This is a genomic window from Streptomyces sp. WM6372, assembly GCF_001279655.1.
Lineage (GTDB): Bacteria > Actinomycetota > Actinomycetes > Streptomycetales > Streptomycetaceae > Streptomyces.
The window spans coordinates 169,480-193,193 of the sequence record NZ_LGDB01000183.1 but is presented as its reverse complement, the minus strand read 5'-3'; the positions used below and the strand labels follow the sequence as shown (position 1 = coordinate 193,193).

General features: G+C 73.4%; 19 protein-coding genes and 1 pseudogene. 10 read left to right on the top strand and 10 right to left on the bottom strand.

The features are described from left to right. Positions 1-30 precede the first annotated feature (30 nt). Together ADK52_RS18430 and ADK52_RS18425 are read left to right on the top strand one after the other, a co-directional pair. A complete protein-coding gene (locus tag ADK52_RS18430) occupies positions 31-585 on the top strand; it encodes a hemerythrin domain-containing protein (RefSeq protein ID WP_053690914.1) in 555 nt (184 codons plus the stop codon). Between the two features lie 243 nt (positions 586-828). Continuing rightward, a complete protein-coding gene (locus ADK52_RS18425; protein ID WP_053690913.1) occupies positions 829-1,884 on the top strand; it encodes a mechanosensitive ion channel family protein in 1,056 nt (351 codons plus the stop codon). Here ADK52_RS18425 and ADK52_RS18420 read toward each other — a convergent pair. The 7 genes and pseudogenes from ADK52_RS18420 to ADK52_RS18400 all read right to left on the bottom strand — a co-directional run bounded on the left by ADK52_RS18420 (position 1,875) and on the right by ADK52_RS18400 (position 6,044). Beyond that, positions 1,875-2,537, bottom strand: a complete 663-nt coding sequence (locus ADK52_RS18420; protein WP_053690912.1) for a DUF4230 domain-containing protein — start codon at positions 2,535-2,537, stop codon at positions 1,875-1,877. The two genes, ADK52_RS18425 and ADK52_RS18420, sit on opposite strands and share 10 nt — an antisense overlap. Before the next feature lie 101 nt (positions 2,538-2,638). Further along, positions 2,639-2,884, bottom strand: a pseudogene (locus ADK52_RS43740) (NAD(P)/FAD-dependent oxidoreductase); the annotation flags it as partial. Between the two features lie 58 nt (positions 2,885-2,942). After that, a complete protein-coding gene (locus ADK52_RS44515; protein ID WP_267887278.1) occupies positions 2,943-3,065 on the bottom strand; it encodes a hypothetical protein in 123 nt (40 codons plus the stop codon). A gap of 86 nt (positions 3,066-3,151) precedes the next feature. Further along, on the bottom strand, positions 3,152-3,616 hold the full coding sequence (locus ADK52_RS18415) for an ATP-binding protein (RefSeq protein WP_078988426.1): 465 nt from the start codon (positions 3,614-3,616) through the stop codon (positions 3,152-3,154). A gap of 99 nt (positions 3,617-3,715) precedes the next feature. Beyond that, positions 3,716-4,666: a sensor histidine kinase gene (locus ADK52_RS18410; protein ID WP_053690911.1), complete on the bottom strand. Its 951-nt coding sequence runs from the start codon at positions 4,664-4,666 to the stop codon at positions 3,716-3,718. Next, a complete protein-coding gene (locus ADK52_RS18405; protein WP_053690910.1) occupies positions 4,663-5,100 on the bottom strand; it encodes an STAS domain-containing protein in 438 nt (145 codons plus the stop codon). Before ADK52_RS18405 ends, ADK52_RS18410 begins: the two co-directional genes overlap by 4 nt. Positions 5,101-5,108: 8 nt before the next feature. Beyond that, the gene (locus ADK52_RS18400; protein WP_053690909.1) at positions 5,109-6,044 is read right to left on the bottom strand and encodes a SigB/SigF/SigG family RNA polymerase sigma factor; all 936 of its coding nucleotides are present in this window, start codon (positions 6,042-6,044) and stop codon (positions 5,109-5,111) included. A gap of 221 nt (positions 6,045-6,265) precedes the next feature. Here ADK52_RS18400 and ADK52_RS18395 point away from each other — a divergent pair, with 221 nt between their 5' ends. From ADK52_RS18395 to ADK52_RS18385, 3 genes are all read left to right on the top strand, one after another. After that, positions 6,266-6,613, top strand: a complete 348-nt coding sequence (locus ADK52_RS18395) for an STAS domain-containing protein (protein ID WP_053690908.1) — start codon at positions 6,266-6,268, stop codon at positions 6,611-6,613. A gap of 202 nt (positions 6,614-6,815) precedes the next feature. After that, entirely contained in the window at positions 6,816-10,286 is a 3,471-nt protein-coding gene (locus tag ADK52_RS18390; RefSeq protein WP_053690907.1) for a HAMP domain-containing protein, read from the top strand. Positions 10,287-10,377: 91 nt separating this feature from the next. Beyond that, positions 10,378-12,801, top strand: a complete 2,424-nt coding sequence (locus ADK52_RS18385) for a SpoIIE family protein phosphatase (protein ID WP_078988425.1) — start codon at positions 10,378-10,380, stop codon at positions 12,799-12,801. 21 nt (positions 12,802-12,822) lie between these two features. Here the strand turns inward: ADK52_RS18385 and ADK52_RS18380 are convergent, their stop codons facing one another. Together ADK52_RS18380 and ADK52_RS18375 are read right to left on the bottom strand one after the other, a co-directional pair. Then, positions 12,823-14,382 carry a mucoidy inhibitor MuiA family protein gene (locus ADK52_RS18380; protein ID WP_053690906.1) on the bottom strand — a complete coding sequence of 520 codons (1,560 nt, stop codon included), beginning with the start codon at positions 14,380-14,382 and terminating at the stop codon, positions 12,823-12,825. A 7-nt stretch (positions 14,383-14,389) separates the two neighbouring features. Continuing rightward, a complete protein-coding gene (locus ADK52_RS18375; protein ID WP_053690905.1) occupies positions 14,390-16,561 on the bottom strand; it encodes a DUF4139 domain-containing protein in 2,172 nt (723 codons plus the stop codon). Positions 16,562-17,025: 464 nt separating this feature from the next. On the opposite strand from ADK52_RS18375, the gene ADK52_RS18370 reads away from it, so the two are divergent. Genes ADK52_RS18370 through ADK52_RS18360 form a run of 3 tightly spaced genes read left to right on the top strand, consistent with a single transcriptional unit; the run spans position 17,026 to position 20,431 of the window. Then, the gene (locus ADK52_RS18370; RefSeq protein ID WP_420714916.1) at positions 17,026-18,285 is read left to right on the top strand and encodes a uracil-xanthine permease family protein; all 1,260 of its coding nucleotides are present in this window, start codon (positions 17,026-17,028) and stop codon (positions 18,283-18,285) included. Continuing rightward, positions 18,282-19,724, top strand: a complete 1,443-nt coding sequence (locus ADK52_RS18365) for an amidohydrolase family protein (protein WP_078988424.1) — start codon at positions 18,282-18,284, stop codon at positions 19,722-19,724. The genes ADK52_RS18370 and ADK52_RS18365 overlap by 4 nt, the downstream gene beginning before the upstream one ends. Further along, positions 19,721-20,431, top strand: a complete 711-nt coding sequence (locus ADK52_RS18360) for a sulfite exporter TauE/SafE family protein (RefSeq protein ID WP_053690904.1) — start codon at positions 19,721-19,723, stop codon at positions 20,429-20,431. Before ADK52_RS18365 ends, ADK52_RS18360 begins: the two co-directional genes overlap by 4 nt. Here ADK52_RS18360 and ADK52_RS18355 read toward each other — a convergent pair. Continuing rightward, positions 20,415-21,461, bottom strand: a complete 1,047-nt coding sequence (locus ADK52_RS18355; RefSeq protein WP_053690903.1) for a substrate-binding domain-containing protein — start codon at positions 21,459-21,461, stop codon at positions 20,415-20,417. The genes ADK52_RS18360 and ADK52_RS18355 overlap by 17 nt on opposite strands. A gap of 309 nt (positions 21,462-21,770) precedes the next feature. Between ADK52_RS18355 and ADK52_RS18350 the strand changes: the two genes are divergently transcribed. Together ADK52_RS18350 and ADK52_RS42410 are read left to right on the top strand one after the other, a co-directional pair. After that, on the top strand, positions 21,771-22,607 hold the full coding sequence (locus tag ADK52_RS18350) for a class I SAM-dependent methyltransferase (protein WP_324615923.1): 837 nt from the start codon (positions 21,771-21,773) through the stop codon (positions 22,605-22,607). A 253-nt stretch (positions 22,608-22,860) separates the two neighbouring features. After that, a complete protein-coding gene (locus ADK52_RS42410) occupies positions 22,861-23,622 on the top strand; it encodes a hypothetical protein (RefSeq protein ID WP_053690901.1) in 762 nt (253 codons plus the stop codon). Positions 23,623-23,714: the final 92 nt, after the last annotated feature.

Here is a 23,714-nt window from a genome sequence, read left to right as displayed (position 1 = left end):
GGCCGAGGCCGATCGGGAAGGAACAACGGCATGCGACACGCAGGGGACATCATCGCCGAACTGACCGTCGACCACCGCGAGGTGGACGGGCTGTTCGACCGGATCGAGCACACCACCCCGGCGGGCGAACGGCAGAAGGCGGCCGAACAGCTGACCATCGAACTGGTCCGGCATTCGGTGGCGGAGGAGGAACACCTCTACCCGGCCGTCCGGGACCATTTCCCGGACGGCGACCTCATCGCGGACAAGGAGCTCGCCGACCACGCGCGCGTCGAGAAGCTGCTGAAGGACCTCGAGGGACTTGACGCGGCGGGGCCGGAGTTCGACCAGCTGATCGCCGTACTGAAGGCGGAGGTCACCGCCCACGTGCACGACGAGGAACAGAACCTGTTCCCCCGGCTCCGCCAGGCGTGCTCGCCGGAGGCCCTGCAGACCCTGGGCGACAGGGTGCGCCGGGCCAAGAGGTTCGCGCCGACCCGTCCCCATCCCGGCGCCTTCCCCTCCCAGCCGCACCACCGGCTGATGTCCGCCGGCACGGGGCTCGTCGACCGCGCACGGGACTTCCTCAGCGGGCGCGGCAGGTAAGCCCCCGCAGCGCCGACAGCCGACAGCCGACAGCCGAGAGCCGCCGCCGGTCCCGCCCCGCCTGAACGGGCGGGACCGGCGGCTTTCGCGTACGCCGGCAGTCCTTCGCGTACGCCGGCAGTGCGGCCGGACACCGCCGCGCGGGAGGTCCCGTGTGTCGTCCCCTACGTCCGTCCCGGGTGTCGCTCCTCCTCGTCTGGGCATGCGCGGGAAGTCCATGCCGCCTACATCCGCCGAGGAGACATGAACCACGCGCTTCGCTTGCTGACCGTCCTGGGAGGCTCGCTCCTCCTCACCGCCGCGGCCGGATGGGCCGCCGACCTGCTGCTGCGCCGAGCCGACGCACGCCACCCCGAAACACCCCTGTGGAACGCACTGCGCCGCTGCCGGCGGGCCCTGCGGATCGTGCTGTTCGCCGCCCTGCTCAGGGGAGCCCACCGGCAGACGGCGTGGCCGCCCCTGCGGGAGCACGAGGCCGCCGTCGGCCGGGCCCTGTCGCTCGCGCTGATCGGCGCCGGCGCCTGGCTGATCGTGGGCGTGGCCTCGGCCGCCGTCGAGTCCGGCTACGCCCGCTACGCGGCCGGCACCCGCGATCCCGCCAGGCTGCGCAGGGTCCGTACCCAGGTCACCCTGATCACGCGGGTCGTGACCGTCGTCGTCGCCGTCGTCGCGGCCGCGGCGATGCTCCTCACCTTCCCGAGCTTCCGCGCGCTCGGCACGTCCGTGCTCGCCTCCGCGGGCATCATCGGCATCGTGGCCGGCGTCGCGGCCCAGTCCACCCTCGGAAACCTCTTCGCCGGATTCCAGATCGCCTTCGGCGACATGGTGCGCATCGGCGACACGGTCGTCGTCGCCGGCGAGTGGGGAGTGGTGGAGGACATCACCCTCACGTTCCTCGCCGTACGGACCTGGGACGAGCGCCGCATCACCATGCCCGTCTCGTACTTCACCACCCGTCCCTTCGAGAACTGGTCCCGCGGCGGCGTCCAGATGACCGGCACCGTCTTCCTCCACTGTGACCACCGCGCCCCCGTGGACCTCATGCGCGACAAGGTGCACGAGATCCTGCACCACTGCCCGGAGTGGGACGGCCGCGGCTGGGACGTCGCCGTCACCGAGACGACCCCCTCCACCATGGTCGTGCGGGCGATCGTCACGGCCAAGGACGCCGACGACCTGTGGACGGTGCGCTGCGCCGTACGGGAACAGCTGATCGCCTGGCTCTCGGAGAAGCACCCGGACGCCCTGCCCCGCCTGGTCCTCGGGGACGAGCGCGAGGCCGCACCCCCTCAGCCGTAGGCGACCGTCACCTCACGGAAGCCGAGGGAGCGAAGGAGCCCCTCCAGCATCGCCGTGGTGTTCTTCTCGGCGCGCTCGGCGAGCCCGCTGTCGCGGGCGGCCTCGTTGATGTGCTGGGCGGCGAGCTTCTGCACGGCCTGCTCACCGGCCGGGTTGTCGGAGAACAGATCGCCGATCCGGTCCAGCAGGCCCCGCTGCTTCGACACCGCGTACGAGCGGTTCGGGTCGAGGGCCGCCGTGCCGAGCACCGCGTGCGGCAGCCGGATGGAGGCCTTGGTGCGGTCGCCGTTCACGGAGACGTTCCGCTCGCCCAGCCCGCCCAGTTCGACGTACCCGCTGACCGTGCCGGCCCCCACGTACAGGGTGCGCGTTCCGCGGATGGCGTCCGGCAGGAACGCCGCGTCCTTCTCCAGGTCCACGACCACCTGGAAGTTGCCGACGGCAGCCTCGTAACGGTCCATGTCCTGGATCGACTTGAGCAGGGCCGGCCCGGAGCGGTCGCGGGTCTCCTCGCCGAAGAGGCCGCCCAATCCCGGAACCAGGCCGAAACGCGCCACGAGCACGATCAGCACCACGACCACCACCAGAACGGCAGCGATCCGCCCCCACCACGGGCGCCGCGAGCCGCCCGGACGATCCGAAGAGGTTTCCATGCTCCGCGGATACCCCGTGAACGCCCCGCCAGCCCGCGAAGCCCGCCCTCCGCTGCGTCAGGCGCCCCGCGCAGCAGGGCCGCGCCGCCTCGATGCCGCGGGCGTGCTCGGCGAGACCGGGGAGGGATGTCGAAGGAGCGCGGGATGCTTCCGGGGGCCAGGACCGGGTGGTCATAGGGCACCGCGGTCAGCTCGCCCGAGGTCTTCCGTACGACGCACACCTTCGCCCCGGTGTCCACGCCGACGGCGCCGCGGGGAACGATGCGGGTACGGTGGCGGCGGCTGCGGCGCAGGGACACGGCGATCGACTGCGGGGTCGGCACCCCGGCGGCGACCTGCGGCAGCAGCGTCCGGGCCCGCCGGGTCTCCACTGACTCCTGCGCGTGTGCCCCGGAGGGGTGGTTCCTACCGGTGACGGGCCAGGGTGCGGACGAGGACGAGGAGGGCGAAGGCGATGACGATCAGGTGGACCCAGGCAGGGCCGGGCGCCGGGGTCAGGGCCAGGGAGGTGAGCGCGTTCGTTGTCATACCGCGCGCCTGCCCCCGACTCCCGGAATGACGCTCCCGTACGGGAACACGGGAGCGCGCGAACACGGGGACGGCCGCCGGCCGATTCAGCGGCGGGTGGGCCTGCCCGAGGTCAGCCGCGAAGCCTCGATCTCGGCCCAGACGGCCTTGCCGTGCTCGTGGGTGTGGGTGCCCCAGCGGTCGGAGAGGCGCTGCACGATGTTGAGGCCGTGTCCGCCCGGGAGTCCGCGCTGCGGGGACGGGTGGCGGCGCGGCAGCGCCGTCGAGCCGTCGAAGACCTCGACCCGCAGGACCTCACCGGCCGAGACCACCAGTTCGATGCAACCACCCGCGTGCAGTGACGCGTTGGTCAGCAGCTCGGACACGAGGAGCAGGGCGTCCTCGGAAGTGTCGGTGCCGTCCCAGCCCCAGTCCCGCAAGGCCTGGCGCGTGAAGTCACGGCCCTTGGCGACGTGGCCGCGGACGCCGGAGAGCGCGAGGCGACGGCGCTGCACCACGGCGGAGGGGCCGGCGTGCAGTGGTTCGCCGGTTCCCGGTCCGATGGTTTCCACTGTGGTACCTCACCCCCACCGTTGACTCTGGTCTCTCTGGTCGCGGGAACCCTTGCGGCCCCGCCCAGCCTGCGTGACAGTTTAGGGGACCCGCCGGTCTCAGGAACATGCCATGTGCATCCTCAGCGTGAGGCCGCTGTCCGAGGCGCGGATCTCGACCAGGTCGCACAGCTGATGGATCATCCACAGGCCGCGGCCTCCGTCGACCGATGCCAGGGAGGGGCGGCGGCGCCCCTTCAGCGGGTCGGCCAGGTGCCCGCCGTCGCTGATCTCGGCGACGACCGCGCCACCGGCGGTGCTCCACAGCCGCAGGGAGCCGCTCCCGCCGCCGTGGGCGAGGGAGTTGGCGGCAGCTTCGCTGACCGCGAGGATCAGATCGCCGCGCCGCGCCGTGCTCAGGGCCGTGCCGCGGGCCCAGCTCTCGGTGTACGCGCGTACCTCGCCCAGCTCCCCGGAGGCGTACGCGAACCGGGGCGCACCCCCGTCGGGCTCGGGCAGCGGGTCGTCGCAGTCGGCGCAGACCACCGAGGCGTCGGCGTACTCCGGGCTGTGCAGGTCCTTGCCCTCCGCGATCACGGTGGGATGGGTGCGCCGGGCGTCGGAGACCACCTCGGCCGGCAGGCCCAGGACGTCGTACGGGCACAGGATGGTGGCGTGCCGCCCCGCGAAGGCGGTGTTGATGAGGGCCTCGTGACGCGTGGCCTCCAGCACCTCGGCCCGCGAGCGGCCGGGCCAGATCGGCTCGCCCACGATCCGGGCCGGCCGCCCGGCGTGCCGGTCGGCGAAATCCTGCAGCGCGGCCAGGATGCGGCCGGGATTGCGGCCCAGCTGCGTCATGTCCGTCCAGGTCACCTCGGCCGCGGCGACGTCGAGGCTCTCGCGCAGGACGTCCAGCCGCGGGCCGGGCACGGCCACGAGCACCGGCTCGTCGGCCGCGAGCGCGGCCCGTACGAACCCGCCCACCCCTGCCAGGTACTCCGCCCGGCCCTGGTAGAAGAGGGCGGGGTGGACGAAGTCCCCTGGTGCGGTGGGCGCAGATACGTTCGTCATGCTGCGACCTCCAGCGCGGCGCATTCGTCCGGGAACATCTCCACTACCTTGCGGAGCGAGTATGGCGGGTGGTGGAGCAACAGACGACGGCCCTGTCCCGTGACGGTGGCGTTCGCCCGCACCAGGGCGGCGACGGCGGCGGCATCGAGGAAGGCCACGCCGGAGAGGTCGAGGTGGACGACCGGCCCGGGGATCCGCGTGACGACGCCCAGCGCCGCGGACAGGACGGGCCGGGTGTCGAGGTCGCAGCTGCCGCACAGCAGGGCGCCGGGACGGTCGCGCAGCGGCCGGGCGGTGAGGGGCCGCCGCACGACCGTCCCGGCGTTCGCGGCGTCCGCGCACCGTACGACGGCGTCCGCCCACGCCACGTCGTCGTACAGCGCCTGCGCGCCGACGGGCGGGACGGACCCGTCGTTCCGGTGAGCCTGGGCCATGTCGCTGCCTACACCGAGAGCATTCCGGCGCGCAGCCGGGCCAGCGTCCGCGACAGCAGGCGCGAGACCTGCATCTGCGAGATGCCCAGTTCGGCGCCGATCTCGGCCTGGGTCTTGTCCTGGCCGAAACGCAACTGCAGGATCAGCCGGTCGCGTTCGTCCAGCTGCTCCAGCAGGGGCGCGAGGGTGTGGAACTCCTCGAAGAGCTCCATGGCGGGGTCGACGTCACCGAGACGGTCCGCCAGCGGCCGTGTCGTCCGGCTCGTCGAGGTCGCGGGCTCGTCCCCGTCGGCGCCGGTGGTGTCCAGGGAGCCGCTGGTGTAGCCGTTCGCGGCGACCAGCCCGTCGATGACCTCCTCCTCGGACAGTTCGAGGTGGTGGGCGACCTCCTTGACCGTCGGGGCCCGCCCCAGGACGTCGGTCAGGGCCTCCTGGGCCTTGGCGAGCTCCGTACGCAGTTCCTGGAGGCGGCGCGGTACGTGCACGGCCCAGGTGGTGTCGCGGAAGTAGCGCTTGATCTCACCGGTGATGTAGGGGAGCGCGAGCGTGGAGAACTCGACCTCGCGCTCGGGGTCGTAGCGGTCGATGGCCTTGATGAGGCCGATGGTGCCCACCTGGATGATGTCTTCGATGTCCAGGCCCCCGCCCAGCACCCGGGCGCGGAAGCGCCGCGCCGCGAACTGCACGAGGGAGAGGTTCATCTCGATCAGGGTGTTGCGGGCGTACTGGTACTCACGCGTGCCTTCCTCCAGGGTGCGGAGCCTCCCGAAGAACAGCCTCGAAAGCTCGCGTGCGTCGCCGGGTGCCACCTCCCGGGGGTTCTCCACCTCGGGCAGCACCACGCCCTGCGGTGGTGCTCCCACGGTCCTGTCGGCGGGCACAGAGGGCGTGATCTGCACGTCTGTTGCGCGAATGGGGCCTACGGCGCTGGCCGAGCGAGACATGGTGGCGGTTCCCTCCCGATTGACTGACCGCTGCCCGGGCGCTCATGCCCCGTCTTCTCGTTCTTACACGGCCCGCGCGAAAACTTTCTTCAGGACGTCCTGCGCGGCGGCCGTGCGGGTCACCGGATGCGGTGTGCCGCGGTCCCGGCGCTTCCCTGCGCCCGATGGACAGGCATACTCCCTTGCGGAGGCCGTACAGGTGACGATCCGGGGAGGCGGACATGACCGGAGCAGGAGACACACACCGCGAAGGCGTGGTCGGGGACGGCTACCCGGCCGGAGCCGGGTGGGTGGTGGCCGCGCAGGGGGAGCTCGACCAGGACACGCTGGCCCCTCTGGAGGAGGAACTCGCCACCGCCGCGGACCGGTATCCGCTGGTGGTGCTGGACGTGGGCTCCGTCACCTTCGGCGACTCGTCGTTCCTGAACCTGCTGCTGCGGACACACCATCTGACGGCCCTGCGCATCGCCGCCCCCGGGGAACAGCTCAGCCGCCTCTTCGCCCTGACGGGTGCCGATACGGTCCTGTCCCTGTACCCCAGCGTCGAAGACGCCGTCGGCGGGTCGTGACGGGCGCGGACTCCCCGGCCCGCCCCGGTCGGCCGGCGGGCCGGGGAGTCCGCACTGATTCGTCCACCCCGCACCCGCTCGGGCACCCGCGGGTTCCGGGGCAGTGTGCGGAACCGCGGCTTCAGGGTGATCGGTCGTGCCATAAGGTCCTTCGGGTCGGCGTCAACCTTCGCCGACCGGTCGTGTGGCGAGGGGTAGACGGATGTCTGAGCGGACGAGCCCGGAGTCACTGAGCGGTCCGCCGGGGCCCGAGGGCGGGGACGGGATCGGCGAACCGGAGCTGCGCCGCCTGCTGGCCGGCCTGACGGCCGTACGGGACGGGGATTTCCGCACCCGGCTGCCCGATACCTCGGACGGACTGCTCGGCGAGATCGCCACGGTCTTCAACGGGATGGCCGACCAGCTGTCGCTGGTCACGTCGGAAGTCACGCGGGTGGCCCGCGAGGTGGGCACCGAGGGGACCCTGGGCGGCCAGGCCGACGTACCCGGAGTCGGCGGTGCCTGGCTGGACCTCACGGATTCGGTCAACTTCATGGCCGGAAACCTCACCGACCAGGTGCGCTCCATCGCCCAGGTCGCGACCGCCGTGGCCAAGGGCGACCTCTCCCAGAAGATCACCGTCACCGCGCGCGGGGAGATCCTGGAGCTGAAGGAGACCATCAACACGATGGTCGACCAGCTCTCCGCCTTCGCCGGGGAGGTCACGCGGGTGGCCCGCGAGGTCGGCACCGAGGGCCGGCTCGGCGGCCAGGCCGACGTCAAGGGCGTCTCCGGTACGTGGAAGGACCTCACGGAATCGGTCAACGTCATGGCCGACAACCTGACCGCACAGGTCCGTTCGATCGCCCAGGTCACCACCGCGGTGGCCCAGGGCGACCTGACGCAGAAGATCCGGGTGGACGCGCGCGGGGAGATCCTGGAGCTGAAGGAGACCATCAACACGATGGTCGACCAGCTCTCCGCCTTCGCCGCCGAGGTCACGCGCGTGGCCCGCGAGGTGGGCAGCGAGGGCCGGCTCGGCGGCCAGGCGGAGGTGGAGGGCGTCTCCGGCACCTGGAAGCGGCTGACGCAGAACGTCAACGGACTGGCCGGGAACCTCACCCGCCAGGTACGGGCCATCGCCGAGGTCGCCAGCGCGGTCGCCGAGGGAGACCTGACCCGCTCGATCACGGTCGACGCCTCGGGCGAGGTCGCCGAACTCAAGGACAACATCAACTCGATGGTCGGTTCGCTGCGGGAGACCACCCGGGCCAACCAGGAACAGGACTGGCTCAAGTCCAACCTGGCCCGGATCTCGGGCCTGATGCAGGGCCACCGGGACCTTTCCGTCGTCGCCGCACTCGTCATGGACGAGCTGACACCCCTGGTCGCCGCCCAGTACGGTGCCTTCTACCTCGCCGAGGACGGCCCCGACGGCACCGTGCTGACCCTGGTCGGCTCGTACGGCCGCCCCGCCGGAACCGGCGGGGCCACCGGCTTCGCCCTCGGCGAGTCCCTGGTCGGCCAGGCCGCGCGCAGCCACCGGATCATCGCCACGGACCAGGTCCCCGGCGACTACGTCATCTCCTCGGGACTGGGCCGCGCAACCCCCGGCAGCCTGATCATCCTGCCGATCGCGGCGGACGAGCAGGTCCTCGGCGTGATCGAGCTCGCCTCCTTCACCGCCTTCACCCCCGTACACCGGGACTTCCTGGGCCAGTTGATGGAGACCATCGGCGTCAACGTCAACACCATCGTCGCCAACGCCCGCACCGACGAGCTCCTCGGGGAGTCCCAGCGGCTGACCGGCGAACTCCAGGCACGTTCGGCGGAACTCCAGGTGCAGCAGGAGGAACTCCAGCGCTCCAACGCGGAACTGGAGGAGAAGGCGGCCCTCCTCGCCAGCCAGAACCGCGACATCGAGGCCAAGAACCTGGAGATCGAACAGGCGCGGCAGGAACTGGAGGACCGCGCGCAGCAGTTGTCGCTCGCCTCCAAGTACAAGTCCGAGTTCCTCGCCAACATGAGCCACGAGCTGCGCACGCCGCTCAACAGCCTCCTCATCCTCGCCCAGCTCCTCGCGCAGAACCCCACCCGCAACCTCAGCCCGAAGCAGGTCGAGTACGCGGGCGTCATCCACTCGGCGGGATCCGACCTGCTCCAGCTGATCAACGACATCCTCGACCTGTCGAAGGTCGAGGCCGGGAAGATGGACATCAACCCCGAGCCGGTGTCCCTGCCGCAGCTGCTGGAATACGTCGACGCCACCTTCCGCCCCATGACCACGCAGAAGAGCCTCGACTTCACCGTCACCACCGCCCCCGACGCCCCGGACGCCCTGCACACCGACGACTCGCGGCTGCGCCAGGTCCTGCGCAACCTGCTGTCCAACGCGGTCAAGTTCACCGAGCGCGGCGGCGTCGAGCTCCGGATCGAACAGGCGACCGCGACCGAGGTACCCGCCGGGCTGCGCGGCCGAGGACCCGTGGTGGCCTTCCGCGTACGGGACACCGGCATCGGCATCCCCGAGCAGCAGCTGGCGTCCGTCTTCGGCGCCTTCCAGCAGGCTGACGGCACGACCAGCCGCAAGTACGGCGGCACCGGCCTCGGCCTCTCCATCAGCCGCGAGATCGCCCAGCTCCTCGGCGGCGCCGTCACCGCGGAGAGCACACCGGGACAGGGCAGCACCTTCACCCTCTACCTGCCGGTCAGGGGGGCGGAGTACGAGAAGGACCCCCTCCCCGACGTTCCGGCGCCCGCCCCGCACGGCGCCGCCGCCGGCTCCGCGGAACCGGGCCACGCGGGCGCACCGGTCCTGCCCCGGCAGCGCCAGGCCCGCCGCCTGCTGGTGATCGAAGAACGCCAGGGCGGCCTGCTCTCCCTCGTCGCCGAGAGCGCCGACCGGGACTTCGCCCCCCGCCACCGGCCGGCCGGGGACCTCGGAGGCATCCAGGTCGTCGGCGTCACGAGCTCGCGGGAAGCCGCCGCCGCCCTCGCCTCGGCTTCCTTCCACTGCGTCGTCCTCGAGCTCGACCTGCCCGACGGCGAGGCCCTGCGCTTCCTCGACGCCCTCGACGGAGACCCGGCGCTCTCCTCCCTCCCCGTCCTCGCGCACAACAATCCCCGCCTGAACACGGGCCAGGAGACGGCGCTGCGGGAACGGGCCGCGTCGCACCGCGTGGAGCTGCTGTCCAGTCTGGACGAGCTCCGCGAACGCATCGTGCTGCACCTGTCCGCGGATCAGCCGGGGGACGTACTGCCCTTCGTCCAATCGGGAGCGGAGCGGGCGCAGACCCCCGCCCACGTGCTCGACGACGGCCTGGCCGGACGCACCGTCCTCGTCGTCGACGACGACGCCCGCAACCTGTACGCCCTCAGCGGCGTGCTCGAACTGCACGGCATCCGCGTGCTCCACGCGGAGGACGGGCGCAAGGGCATCGAGACGCTCACCCGCAACGAGGGCGTCGACCTCATCCTGATGGACGTGATGATGCCCGAACTGGACGGGTACGCGGCGACCGCCGAGATCCGGCGGATGCCGGCCCACGCCGGTCTTCCCATCATCGCGGTCACCGCCAAGGCCATGCCCGGCGACCGGGAGAAGAGCCTCGCCGCGGGGGCCAGCGACTACGTGACCAAGCCCGTCGACGCCGACGACCTCATCGCCCGCGTCCGGCACTGGCTCACGAGATGACCGCCGCCCCGCCGCCCCCGTCCGCCCGCGCAGCCGTCCCACGGCCCGGCCGGCACGACCGGGACCGTCCCAGCAAGGAGCCGGAAGTACCGTGAGCACCCCCGACACACAGTGGCACGGCGATGCGCGGGCACCGGAAGCGGTCACCGGGGAGCCGTGCCGCACCACGATCCCCCACCAGGCTCCGACCCCCTTGGGACGCCTCGTCGCCACCGTCGAACGCCTGCGCGGCGAGGTGCAGGCGGCGCACGCGGCCGCGGACGGCAGGGCCCTGGTCGAACTGGCCAAGGGCATCCTGATCGGACAACTGAGCTGCACCCCCGCCGCGGCGGCACGCCAGCTGGACGAACTGTCCCGCGAGACCGGGCTGTCCCCGCTCGACCTCGCCGCCGACATCGTCAACCAGGCCGCCCGCGACCACGTCAGCGAGGTCGCCGCCGAGTTCGTCGAGCGGACCGGCACCCTCGGCCCGGCCAAGCCGTCCACCAGGGTGGCGGTCCGGCTGCGCACCGCCGAGAGCGGGATGCTGGCCGCCGCCGACGACACCCAGGCAGTGGCCGAATCCCTCCTGACGAACGCCCTCAAACCCCTGGGGGCGATCGCCGTCGCCGTGTGGACCGCGGCGCCCGACGGCTCCCTGGCCCTCGCCGGGTACGCCGGATTCCCGCCCGGGGAAGCCGCGCGCTGGCGCCACGTCCCCCCGGGCGTCTCCACCGTCGCCCGCCTCGCCCTGCGCGAGCGCCGACTGGTCACCCTCGCCCGTCTGCAACGCGAAGGACTGCCCTCGATCGCGCACCTGCACTGGCCCGACGGCGGACGGATGGCCGTACCGGCCGGAACGGGCGGCCGCATCCACGGCGTGCTCGAAATCTGCTGGCCGCAGCCCCTGGCGCCGCAGCCCCCGCAGATCGAGCGCCAGGTCGAGGCCCTCGCCGAACTCTGCGCCCGCACCATGGACACCTCCGCCCCGGGCGACCCCGACCTCCCCGAAGCGGTGCTCCCGGACGTCTCGGAGCTGACCGACCTCGCCGAGGGCTTGCACGACCCCGCCGTCATCCTCACCCCCGTGCTCGATCCCGAGGGCCGGCTGACCGACTTCCGCATCCGCCACGCCAGCAGCCGCTTCGTCGACCCCGCCGGACGGCAGCGCGCCGACGTCAACGGCGCCCTGCTGCTGGAGGCCTATCCGATGGCCGCCGGCGAGAACGGGCTGTTCGACATCATCGAGCGCGTGCACGCCACCGGCGAACCCTTCAGGGCCGAACGCATGAGCCTGACCGCCCTCGTCGACCAGATCCCCCTGACCTCGGTCGCGGACATCAGCGTCAGCCGGCACGGCGCGGCCGTCCTGCTCATCTGGCGGATCGAGGACGAGACGGCACGACTGGCCGACCTCCTCCAGCACGCCCAGCGCCTGGGCCGGATCGGCGGCTTCGAGGAGAACCTCGTCACCGGCGAGATCACCTGGAACGCCCAGCTGTACGCGCTGCACGGACTGTCCGCCGGCGCCCCGCCCGTACCGCTGCGGGAACTGCCCGGATACACCCACCCCGACGACTCCGCCGCCCTGGGCCGTTTCCTGCGGGCCGTGCTGAGCTACCGCCGCCCGGCATCCGTCGACCTCCGCCTGCGGAGGTCCGACGGGATCACCCGCCACATCCGCGTCGTCGCCGAGCCCGTCCTCGACGCCGACCGGCGCCTGCACGCCGTCCGCGGCGCCTACCAGGACATCTCCGCCCAGCACTGGACCGAAGTCGCCCTGGCCGCGACCCGGGACCAACTCGCCCACACCGCGGCCGAGTCCGCCGAACGCAACCGCCTCACCCTTCAGCTCCAGCACGCCATCATGCCGCCCACCCCGCAGGCCGTCGAAGCCCCGGGCCTGCGCGTGGCCGTCCGCTACCGGCCCGCGGAGTCCGAGTCGCTCGTCGGCGGCGACTGGTACGACACCGTCGTCCTGCCCTCCGGGCTGATCATGCTCTCCGTGGGAGACGTCGCCGGACACGGCATCGAGGCCGCCACCGGCATGGTCGTCCTGCGCAACGCCCTGCGGGGCCTCGCCGTGACCGGCGCGGGCCCCGCCCAGCTGCTGTCCTGGCTCAACACGGTCACCCACCACCTGGCGAAGCACGTGACGGCCACCGCCGTCTGCGGGCTCTTCGACCCCCGTACCCGGGTGATGCGCTGGGCACGCGCCGGGCACCTGCCGCCCGTGCTCGTCCGCGGCGGCGAGCCCGAGGCCTTCCCGCTCATCGAGGGCCTGCTCCTCGGAGCCCTGCCGGACGTCACCTACATCGAACGGGAGGTCCAGCTCGAACCGGACGACACCCTGCTGATGTTCACGGACGGGCTGGTGGAGCGGCGGGACTCCTCGGTGGAGGACTCCCTGGGCCACCTCGTGAGCGCGGCGGCCTCCGGGGGCGGCGACCTGGACGACCAGCTGGACCGCCTCCTCGCCGAGAGCCGTTCCGACACGGACGACGACACCTGCGTCATCGGAATCCAGGTCGGCTGACAGCGCCGGCGCGGTGACGCCTCAGATGCCCGCGACCTTGGCGCTCGCCGACAGCTCGTAGACCAGGGTGACCGTGCGGCGGCCGCCGGGCGGGAGCACGACGTCCCAGCGCGCGATGCCTTCGGCGTCGACCGCGGCGGGCGCGGGGGAGCACGCCTCCTTGCGCAGGCGCACCTCCACGGCCGAGACCTCCGAGACCGGGATCCGCTCCCGTACGACGACCACCCGTTCGCCCCGCTCCGCCGGCGCGGAGAACCGGGACAGGTGCAGGCGCACCGTGCGGGTGACCACGGTCCGCTGGCTGATTCCGGCGGTGGCCCGGGACTCCTCGGCCTCCCGGACCACGCTGTGGTCGTCGCAGCTGCCGAAGGCCAGTACGACCGGGGCGCCGGGAGCGGTGAAGTCCAGCGTGCCGCGGCCGCTGAACCCGCCGGTACGGACCAGGTCCACGGGACCGGCGAGCAGCGCGTGGCCGGACCCGTTGTCGAACCGCACCGCCTGGGTGACCAGCGGGGACAGTTCGGGCGAGCAGGCGTACTCGCTGCTCGCGGGCGCGGTGAACGCGGACAGCGGCACCCGGTGCGCGCGCCCGTCACCGGGTACGGAGACCGGCGCGGGCGATCCCAGCACCCGCGCCTCACCGCCGTCGTCCACCCCCGGCAGACCGAGCACCGGGGCCGGGCCGATGTCCCCGATCGCCTCCTCGCGCAACTCGACGTCGACCGAGCGGCGTTCGGCGGCGGTGCGGTCGGCCAGCGTCAGCCGGTCCTCACCGAGCCGCGGCGGGTCGGTGGCCAGCGCCGACCGGGCCGTCGACAACGTCAGCCGTACGTCGGACCAGTCCTCGCCGGTGCGCTGCCAGACCACCGCGTCGCTCTCCAGCGTCAGACGGCCGCCGTCGAGTACGGCCCGGTAGGCGGGCCGCCACAGCGCGCACGGAGTGAGGTGGCTCAGGCGCAGCCGGACCGGACCGGCGGCCGAGGCGTCCACGGTCAGCTCGACATGCCCGACCAGCTCTGCGGGTTCCGTCTCGGAGCCGGCCATGGCCCGCCGCAGCTCGCCGAGTTCGGCATCGAGCGAGGCCGACCGGGACTCGGTGGAGCGGAGCCGCTCCCCGAACTCCTCCCGCTCGGCGTCCACCCGGTCCAGTTCACGGGCCCAGCGGGGCCCGTCACCCTCTCCGGAACCGGCGCCCTCACCGATGTCCCGCAGCAGATCCGCGGCGAGGCGGCCGAGCACGTCGAGGCGGGCGTGCAGCCGGTCGCGCCGCTGCTCCACGGCGTGCCGCTCGCCCTCCAGTTCGTGCACCCGGCGGCGCAGGGCGGAGTCGTCGGCGGCCGGCAGCGGCCCGCTGGGCGTCCACGTGCGGACCATCCGTACGTCGAGCACGGCCGCCGGGTGATCGGCGGTCAGCTCGGCATGGAGGGTACGGTCGACGGCCAGCGCACTGACCGGACCGAGACGCAGCCGCTGGACTCCGGCCCGGAGGTCGAGCACGGCGGTGCGCTCGATGTGGGCCCGGTCCTCCAGACAGGTCACCGCGGTGACGGGGAGGGCGATCGGCGTGGGGGCCGTGGACATGGCTGTGTCAGCTCCTGCGGTTGCCGCCGACCAGGCCCTTGCCGGCCGGGATGCGGATCTCGTAGCCGCCGTCGAGGGCGGTGGTGGCGCCGGCGGGCAGGTCCACCCGCCAGATGCGGGTTCCCGGTGCGTGGTGCTCGGGCCCCGCGCCCTCCTCGGGTGCCGTCCAGTCGGCCCGTTCCTCGATCCGGACGTCCGGTTCGGTGGTGACCGGCACCCGCTCGCGGACCTCGACGGTGACGGGCCCGGCGAGCCGGTTGGCGAGCTCCACGTGGACGCGGTGGTCGAGCACGGTGGTGTTGCCCCGGAGGCCCGCGGTCGACTCGTGCAGGTTCGTACGGCGGGTGACCGCGATGCCCTCGGCCGGGCCGAGCCCCACCCGGCGGACACCGCCGGGGGCGAGCGTGGGCAGGGCGGCGGTCAGCAGGAACTCGCCGTCGACGGTGACCTCCACCGGGCCGGCCAGCAGGGCCTGGTCGGTGGCGTTGGAGAGCACCAAGGTCGCGTACACGGTCTGCTCCACGGACGGCACGCAGAGGTACTCGGTGCGCAGGCCGACCGGGATCTCGCCGACGGTGACGGTGTGCCAGGTTCCGTCCGAGGGAATGTCGGCGCGGGCGGCGGCATCGAAGCGGTGGTCAAAGGAGCCCGCCGACTCGCGGGGACGGACGGCGTGTCCGGGCAGCGGCAGCGCGGCCACCGCCTCGGCGCGGCGCCGGTGTTCGGCCGCGACCGGGTCGGAGGGCGCGTCCGGGAACAGCCGGCCCCGGCGGCCGCCCTGCTCGTCCGGGCCGCACAGCACGAGGGCGGCGTAGTCGAGCTCGGCACCGCTCGGCCGCGGCGGCCCGGTCGGCGGCGTGGGAGGCGGCGGTGGGGCCCCGCCGGGAGCCGCGGGGGCTATCGGTGCGGATGCCATCGCGGCGGCGGGCGCGGCGAAGCCTGCCCCGCCACCGCCCGGCCGCCCGGCGGCTCGTGAGCGGGCCGGTTGCGCGGGGGAGGGCACGGCGGCGCCGAAGCCGCCGTCCGCGCCGCCGGGCACCGGGAACGCAGCGGGCGGCGCGCCGTAACCCTGCGGGGCCGGCGGCGGTGCCGACAGCGCTGCGGGTACGGGTACGGGTACGGCCACGGGTGGCGGCGGTGGTGGAACGGGACGACCGGGCAGCGCGGAGCCGGCCCCGACAGCAGGACGTGCACCGGCCGCGGGCACGAAGGCCGGGGCCGGACGGGGGCCGGCCGCCGCGTACCCGGCGAACAGGTCGGCGAGCCCCGCCGGAGGCTCGCGCCAGCCGGACGGCGCGGGGGCGGGCTGACGGCGCCCGATCCTGAGCGAGCGCAGCTTCGGCAGGTCGGTGCGGCGCCGGAGGTCGGCGGTGGCCAGGGCCACGCGTACGCCGGTCCAGTCCTCGCCGGTGCGCTGGGCGACCGAGGCGCGCAGCACGAGACGGCCGGAGCCCTCGCCCTGGCGGTGGGCGAGGCGGTAGGCCGGCACCCAGACGGCTCCGGGCACCGCGTACTCCAGCTCCAGCTCCAGCTCCAACTCCGGTTCCCGCTCCGGTGCCGGCTCCTCCGCGTCCGTGGTGCCGTCGAGGGTCAGCACCGCGCAGACGGTGGTCTCCACGTGCGCCGACGGCGCGTCGGTGGAAGCGCGGTCGAGCCGGTCCACGGCGACGGAGAGCTCGTGCTCGACGAGGCGCTGCGCCTCCTCCAGTTCGACGAGACGTGCGTGCAGGCGTGTCAGCCGGGCGTCGACGAACTCCGCGAGCTCCAGCCACGCGTCGACCGGAGTGCGGCGGTGCGGGTCCCCGCGCCTGCGCTCCGGCGGTACCGGGTGCAGACCCCTGACCTCCTCGATCAGGCCCAGTTGGCGCTCCCGGCGGCCCTGCGCCGCCGCACACTCCTCGCGCAACCGCACGACCTCGCGCCGCAACGCGTCGGGTGTGCCGGCGCCGAGGGGTTCGGCCTCGACCTCCACCCGGGCCTCGGTGACGCGCACTCCGGGGGCGTTCAGGACACGGGCCCGCAGGGATCCCGGGTCCAGTGAGCGGGGCAGTCCCGTCACGCGCAGCCGGGCGTCGGGCGGCATGCTGCCGCGGACCAGGCGGCGGCAGACCGCCCCCTGCGCGTACACCACGACCGAATCGAGGGTCGAACCCCACGTCCGTGCCGTCTTGTTCGTCATGTGCTCCGCCCCGCCCCCGTCGTGCCCGTACTCGGCGAAGCCTACGCCCGAGCACCGCGCGCCGGTTGCCGGGACCCTTGACGGCCGTCCGGGGCCCTCACATACTGACGGCCAAATCGATTTGGCCAAATCGATTTGGCTCCCCGTCCAGGGCCGGATCGCGGCTGAACTCATGCGAGTCGAACGCCGATCGGAGCTCGAACGTGTCAAGTCCCCGCCACACCCTCCCCGGTACCCACCAGCCCCCGGCGCCGCAGCCCCCCGAGTCCCACACCCCCGACTCCCACACCACCGGCCCCGAAGGAACCGGCCCCAAGGGAACCGGCCCCGAAGGTGCCCACACCGAAGCCACCGCCCCTGATGCCGCCCGCCCCGACGGCATCAGCCCCGACGGCGTCCACCCCGTCGACGAGTCCCGTCCCCTCGGCCGGATCCTCCTCTTCGGCGTCCAGCACGTCCTCGTCATGGCGGCCACACCGATCTCGGCGATCTTCCTGATGAGCGCCACCCTCCGGCTCGACCCGCACCTGACCGTCAACCTGCTCTCCGCGGCCTTCGTGCTCTCCGGCGTCGGCTCCCTCATCCAGTCGCTCGGACCCTGGAAGTTCGGTCCGCGGCTCCCGTTCGTGATGCTGCCGGGCGGCGCGCCCCTCGTCCTGTTCCTCGCCATCGCCGAGCAGCACGGCCTGCGCACGGCCACCGGGGCGGTCATCCTCACCGCGCTGTTCTCCTTCGTCGTCCTCCCCGTCATCTCGCGGCTGCTGGCCTTCTTCCCCACCCTCGTCATCGGCACGATGATCGTCATCGTGGGCGTCAACCTGGTGAAGGTCGGCGCCCTCCTCGTCACCGGCCGTCCCGGCGAGCCGGGATTCGCCGACCCCGCGCACCTCGGGCTCGGCGTGGCCACGATCGGGTTCACCGTCGTCTTCTACCTGGTGTCCACCGGCATCGTGCGCCAGCTCGCCGTCATGCTGGGCCTGGTCGCCGGGACCGTACTGGCGGCGGTCCTCGGCACCGTCGACCTCGCCCGCGCCGCCGACGGCGGCCTGTTCAACGCCCCGCAGCCGCTGCCCTTCGGCTCACCGCAGTTCGACCTCGTCGCCGCGCTGCCGCTGATGCTCTACAGCCTCGCCTCCATGGCGGAGGCCACCGGGCAGACCGTCATCAACGCCGAGGCCGTCGGAAAGGAGATCGACCGGCGCATCGCCGTGCCCAAGACCATCAGGGGAGACGCGCTCACCTCCCTCGTCGGCGGATTCCTCGGTCTGCCGCTGATGGTGACGAGCGGCGAGAACATCGGGATCGTCCGCGTCACCGGTGTGCGCAGCCGCTTCGTCACCGCCGCGGCCGGCATCGTCCTCATCGTCATCGGCTTCCTCGCGCCCGTGACCCGCGCCATCAGCGTCATCCCCTCCGCGGTCATCGGCGGCACCGCGATGGTCGTCTTCGCCGTCATCACGGTGCTCGGCATGCAGATGCTCGGCCGCTCGGACCTCGACCAGCACACCAACACCTTCGTCTGCGCCGTCGCCCTCGCGCTCGGCCTGCTGCCGATCCTCATCCCCGGCGTGTACGCGGGCTTCCCGCCGAACCTCCGCATCCTCCTGGAGAGCGGCGTCGCCGTCGGCGCGTTCGTGGCCGCCCTGCTCCATTTCCTGTTCCACCACATCAGGCCCGGCGTCGCCGCGCGCGTCGCCACGGCCCGTACGGAAAGCGACCGATGAACCAGCCCAGCCACGATCTGCGCGACCTCCGCGACCCCAGCGAACTCCACGACCTCAGCCGCCTCCGCGGCCTCCTCGAAGGCCCCGGCCCGCTCCTCCTCGTGCCCGACGCCGTGCTGCTGCCCGAAGGCCCCGCCGAGGGCGCGGCGGTCGTCATCGCCGACGGCACCTTCCGGGCCGTCGGCCCCGCCGAAGAGCTGGGGCGCACCCACCCGCGGCTCGACCCCGTACGGCTGCCCGGCCACCTCCTGATGCCCGGCTTCGTCGATGCCCACCACCACCTCACGCAGAGCTTCGGCTCCGCGCTCGCCTACGGGGAGCCGTCGGAGATCTTCCGCCGGGTCTGGGTGCCGCTGGAGGGCGCCCTGGACGAGGAGTCGGCGTACACCGCGGCGAAACTGGCGGCGCTCGAAGCGCTGCGCGGCGGGTTCACCACCGTCGCCGACGCCGGAAACCGCACCGGAGTGGACGTCGGCGTCGTGGCCTCGGCCACCCGCGACGCCGGTATCCGCTGCGTCCTGGGGCTCGTCTGCGACGACGCCGCGACGGGCGACCCGTCCGTACTCGACGGCGCGGGCAAGCACCTGGCCCGCTACGACGGCGACCCGCTCGTCCACGCCTCCCTCGCCGTCTCCGTCCCCGAGGCGGCCACCGACGCCACCCTCCGGGGCACCGCCCGGCTCGCCGCGGAAGCCGGGGCCACCGTGCAGATCCACGTCAACGAACACCTGGCCGGCGTCGAACGGTCGCTGGTGCGCCACGGCACGCGCCCGCTGGAGCACCTGCACCACCTCGGCGCGCTCGGCCCGCAGCTGCTCGCCGCACACGCCACCCTGCTCACCCCCCGCGAGATGACCCTGCTCGCCGACACGGATACCGCCGTCAGCTACAACCCCGTCGCCAGCGCCTGGAAGGGCAACGCCGTCGCCCCGGCCACCGCCATGGCCGAGCGCGGCATCCGCTTCGGGCTCGGCACCGACGGCACCCGGGGCGACGGGTTCCGGCTCGCCGACGCGGCCGAGTTCGCCCAGCGGATCGCGTACGGCCTCGCCACCGGCGACTCCTCGTGCGGCGCCGGGTGGACCTGGCTCGAACACGCCACGCGCGGTGGCGCCGACGCCGTCGGCCTCGGTTCCCGTACCGGCACCGTCGCGGCGGGCCTGGCCGCCGACTTCCTCCTCGTCGACGTCACCAACCCCGAACTCGCACTGTCCTGGGACCTGCCGTGGGAGCTGGTACGACGTGGCAACCGCGACCAGATCACCGCCGTGTTCGTCGCGGGCCGGATGCGCCTGTGGCGCGGACGGCCCACCGGATGGGACGGTCCCGCGCTCGTACGGCGCGCGGCGGAACTGGCCCGCGCCGCCGTGGCACGGGCCCCCATCACCCGGGTCCACCCCACCTCCACGGCGGCCCGCGAGCGGAGCACTTCACGATGAACCCCGCGACGCTGACGGTGCTCGCCCTCACCGTGGCCCTCGCCGCCTTCGTCCAGGGCAGCAGCGGGCTCGGCTTCGCCCTGATCGTCGCCCCCGTGGCGGGGATCCTCGATCCGGGCCTGCTCCCGGTGTTCGTGCTGGCGTCGATGATCCCGCTCAACCTGTACGTCGCCTGGCGCGAGCGGGCCGCGCTGGATCTGCGGGGCGCCGGCTGGATCACCTTCGCCCGGCTCGCCGCGACCCCCGGCGGACTGGCACTGCTCTGGCTGATCCCGGACCGCAGCCTCGGCCTCTTCGTGGGCATCGCCACCGTCCTTGCGGCGGTGGTGAGCCTCGCCGCACCCGCGTTCACCCCCGGCCGGGCCGCCTACGTCGGGGCGGGCGCGGTGACGGGTCTGACGGAGACCGCGACCGGCGTGGGCGGCCCGCCGCTCGCGCTGGTCTACCAGCACAGGCCGCCCGCGGAGCTGCGCGCCACCGTCGCCGTCTGCTTCCTCATCGGTGAAGTGGCCTCGCTGGTGCTGCTCTTCGCCACCGGGCAGGGCCGTGTCCAGGACCTGGGCCAGGCCGTCCTGCTGCTTCCGGCGATCGCCGCCGGGGCGTGGCTGAGCAGGCTGGTCCACCACCGCCTGGACGCCCGCAGGATGCGCCTGTTCGTCCTGCTGTTCGCCCTGGTCTCCGGTGTGGTCCTCATGCTGGGGGCGTGACCCGCAGCGAGGACGCCCGTACGACCAGCCGGGGCGCGGGCGCCGCCGCCACCGACACGGTGGGCGCCGCCCCGCCCCGCAGCCGTCCCAGCAGCAGCTCCACCGCGTCGGCCGCCGCCCGGTCCAGGTGCAGGTCGACGGCGGTGAGCAGCGGATCGCAGGTACGGGCGCGCAGTCCGTCGTACCGGGTGACGACCATGACGTCGTCCGGTACGGTCCGCCCGCTGTCCCGGATCGCCCGGACCGCCCCGACCGCGAAGGCGTCGACCAGCGCGCAGACGGCGTCGATCCCGGGATGCTCGGAGAGCAGGGCCGCGCAGCACTCGTATCCGGCCCGCTCGCCGCCCGCCTCGGGGGCGGTCGCCACGACCGGCGGCCAGCCGTGCTGCGCCGCCATGCGCCCGTAGGCTTCGCGCGCGTCGACGGAGGAGTGCCGTTCACCCGACCCGATGATCAGTGCGGGCCGCTCGGCGCCCTGCTCGTGCAGGTGGGCGAGGAGCATCTCGGCGACGGGACCGCCGTGCAGGTCCACGTACGGAGCCTGTTCGTCCGGGGATACGGGCCTGCCGAGCGCCACGTATGGCAGCCCGCGCTCCCGCAGCCGGGCCGCCGCGGGGTCGTTGACGTCCGGCTCGACGACGATGGCCCCGTCGATGTCGACGGAGTGCAGCCCGGAACCGGACTGGACGGGCGGTACGAGGACGAGGGCGTAGTCGTGCAGCAGCGCGCTCTCGGCCGCGGCGGCGGCGATCTCCATGTAGAACCCGAGCCGGGACGGCCCGCCCGCCACCGCGAAGGGCATCGAGGAGGCGAGCGCGATGGCCTTGGCCTGCCCGTGCCGCAGCCGCTGGGCCCGGAGGTTGGGCCGGTACCCGAGCTCGGCGGCGACCTGCTTGATGCGCTCCCGGGTGCGGGGGTCGACCTTGCCGAGCCCGTTGAGGGCGTGCGAGACCGTCGTGCGCGACACCCCGGCGACACGGGCGACATCGGCGATCGTCGGAGGCTTGGGGCCGGGACCGGACGCGGGCATCTGCGCGGACTCCTCACGTATTGCGGGCGGGTGACCCCGCCATCCTCGCCGACCCGCACGGCGAAAGCGCCTCCCGGGTCGGCCAATGATCGCCCAGGACCCGCGCCCGCGGGTGCAAGGGCCGTCCCTCAGCCGTCGGAGCCCGCCGCCGAACCCGCACCGCAAGACCTGCCGACCACTCGCCGGCCGTCCGCGGATCGCACACGCAGCCCGCCCGGTGCGGACAGGCGGGTCCTCTGTCGCGACCGGGGCCCACACGACACACTGGAGGATCCGGGGCGGAACGCCCCGTCACGAGGAGGTGGTGGGGTGTTGTCGGGAACCCCTGCAGAGCAGCCCGCTCCGGCCGTGCGGCCCGAGGTGTGGGAGACGTACGGGCCGGCCGATCTCAGCGCCGTGCCGGTGTTCGCCGGCGGGTTCATCAACTTCGGCTACTGGCAGGCCGTCGATCTCGAACAGCCGCTGTCCCAGGGGGACCGGATCCGCAGCGAGCAGGACCTCTACCGGCACGTACTCGACGCGGTCGGCCCCGCGGGCGGCCGGGCCGTGGAGATCGGCTGCGGTCTCGGCCTCGGGTGCGCCCTCGCCCTGGAGGAGTACGGGCCCACGGAGATGACCGGAGTGGACATCCACCCCCAGCAGCTCCGGCGGGCCCGCGAAGCGAACTCCCCCCTCCTCGAAGCCCGGCCGCCCCGGCTGCGCTTCGTGCTCGGTGCGGCGGAGAACCTGCCACTCGGCGACGCCGAGTTCGACTGCCTGTACAGCGTCGAGGCGGCCCAGCACTTCCCGGACCTGGGCGCGTTCGCCCGTGAGGCGGCGCGGGTCCTGCGCCCCGGCGGGCGGGTGGCGGTCGCCAGTTTCTTCAGCGTCGAGGGTGCGCAGGCGCCGGCGGAACGGCTCGCGGCGCTGCTCGATTCGTTCGCCAGCGGCCTGGACATCGCCCGGCCCGTTTCGCGGCTCGGCGAAGCGTTGGCGGACGCCGGTTTCGTCGACGTACGGATCGCCTCGATCGGTCCGCAGGTCTGGCCCGGCTGGGACCGCTGGCTCGCGCGCCTGTGGGCGCCGGGCACCTGGCCCCGGAACTTCCTCGCCGCCTGGGAGCAGCAGATCCTGGACTACTACCTGGTCACCGCCACCCGCCCGTAGCGCGCAGGCCCTTCACCCCCGGCTCCGCCCGGGGGAGTAGGCCCGACCCCACACCCGGCTCCTCCGGCACCACGGCGGCGGAAGCCGTCGCCCCCGCACCGGGCGTATGCTCGCGGTCCGCCGGGTTGATGCGAGTCGTCGTGCAACTCTGACCACAGGCGCTTCCTTTGGGCCCGGTACCGCTCAAACTCACACACCTCACAGGTCACCTGAGTAGAGTCCGCACCCAACACCGTCCATCGAAGGAGCCCACATGTCCGCTCAGGAGATTCCCACCCTCAAGTCCCAGTACGCGGAGAAGGTCGCCGCCGACCTCGACCTGAACACCGCCGAGCAGGCACGCATCCGCGAGGAGATCGCCTCCCTCCAGGGGCGCCTGGCCGGTCTGGAGCAGGACCACGGACTGCTCGTCGGGATGCGGGCGGCCCTCGGTGACACCGCGACCGCGGTGCCCGCCCCGCGCACCGGCAAGAAGACAGCGACGACCACCACCGCGGCAACCACCGGCGCGACGACCATCGCCGCGAAGACCACCGCCGCGAAGAAGGCGACCGCGAAGAAGGCGGCCGGCAGGAAGACGACCGCCGTGAGGGCGGCGGCGAAGGAGCCCGCGAAGGCGAAGACCGCCGCGCCCAAGGAGAAGGCCGCCGCTCCCAGGGCGAAGACCGTGGCCGCCAAGGAGAAGGCCGTCGCCGCCAAGGAGAAGCAGGTCCCGCTGACCGAGCTGATCCACCGGCACCTCAGTGGTCAGGCGGAGCCGAAGACGGCCCGCGAGATCGCCCAGGCCCTGAAGACCGCGCACGCTGACCGCAGCGTCAGCGACAACCTCGTGCGCACGACCACCGAGCGTCTGGTGGCCCGCAGCCTGGCCGAGCGCGTCAAGCAGGGCGCCACCGTCTACTACACGGCCCTCCCGCACCACGGCGAGGCGGGCGAGGCCCCTGCCCCGGCCGCGGCCGACGATGCGGTGGCCGGGAAGGAGACGGAGACCGCTCCGGTGCCGGCCACCGCCTGACCGGCCCGTACTGCGGTCGGCGATCGCCACGACGCGGTGCTTCCCCGGGCCTGCCGGCTCTGCCTCCGGCCCGGGGGTGCCGAACGTGCCGA

Coding starts and splice junctions, on each gene's coding strand:
- ADK52_RS18405 (WP_053690910.1), bottom strand. CDS start 5,100: ATGGCCCAGGCTCACCGGAACGACGGGTCCGTCCCGCCCGTCGGCGCG.
- ADK52_RS18425 (WP_053690913.1), top strand. CDS start 829: ATGAACCACGCGCTTCGCTTGCTGACCGTCCTGGGAGGCTCGCTCCTC.
- ADK52_RS18380 (WP_053690906.1), bottom strand. CDS start 14,382: ATGTCCACGGCCCCCACGCCGATCGCCCTCCCCGTCACCGCGGTGACC.
- ADK52_RS18355 (WP_053690903.1), bottom strand. CDS start 21,461: ATGCCCGCGTCCGGTCCCGGCCCCAAGCCTCCGACGATCGCCGATGTC.
- ADK52_RS18430 (WP_053690914.1), top strand. CDS start 31: ATGCGACACGCAGGGGACATCATCGCCGAACTGACCGTCGACCACCGC.
- ADK52_RS18360 (WP_053690904.1), top strand. CDS start 19,721: ATGAACCCCGCGACGCTGACGGTGCTCGCCCTCACCGTGGCCCTCGCC.
- ADK52_RS42410 (WP_053690901.1), top strand. CDS start 22,861: ATGTCCGCTCAGGAGATTCCCACCCTCAAGTCCCAGTACGCGGAGAAG.
- ADK52_RS18365 (WP_078988424.1), top strand. CDS start 18,282: ATGAACCAGCCCAGCCACGATCTGCGCGACCTCCGCGACCCCAGCGAA.
- ADK52_RS18420 (WP_053690912.1), bottom strand. CDS start 2,537: ATGGAAACCTCTTCGGATCGTCCGGGCGGCTCGCGGCGCCCGTGGTGG.
- ADK52_RS44515 (WP_267887278.1), bottom strand. CDS start 3,065: ATGACAACGAACGCGCTCACCTCCCTGGCCCTGACCCCGGCGCCCGGC.
- ADK52_RS18375 (WP_053690905.1), bottom strand. CDS start 16,561: ATGACGAACAAGACGGCACGGACGTGGGGTTCGACCCTCGATTCGGTC.
- ADK52_RS18370 (WP_420714916.1), top strand. CDS start 17,026: ATGGCGGCCACACCGATCTCGGCGATCTTCCTGATGAGCGCCACCCTC.
- ADK52_RS18395 (WP_053690908.1), top strand. CDS start 6,266: ATGACCGGAGCAGGAGACACACACCGCGAAGGCGTGGTCGGGGACGGC.
- ADK52_RS18400 (WP_053690909.1), bottom strand. CDS start 6,044: ATGTCTCGCTCGGCCAGCGCCGTAGGCCCCATTCGCGCAACAGACGTG.
- ADK52_RS18390 (WP_053690907.1), top strand. CDS start 6,816: ATGTCTGAGCGGACGAGCCCGGAGTCACTGAGCGGTCCGCCGGGGCCC.
- ADK52_RS18410 (WP_053690911.1), bottom strand. CDS start 4,666: ATGACGAACGTATCTGCGCCCACCGCACCAGGGGACTTCGTCCACCCC.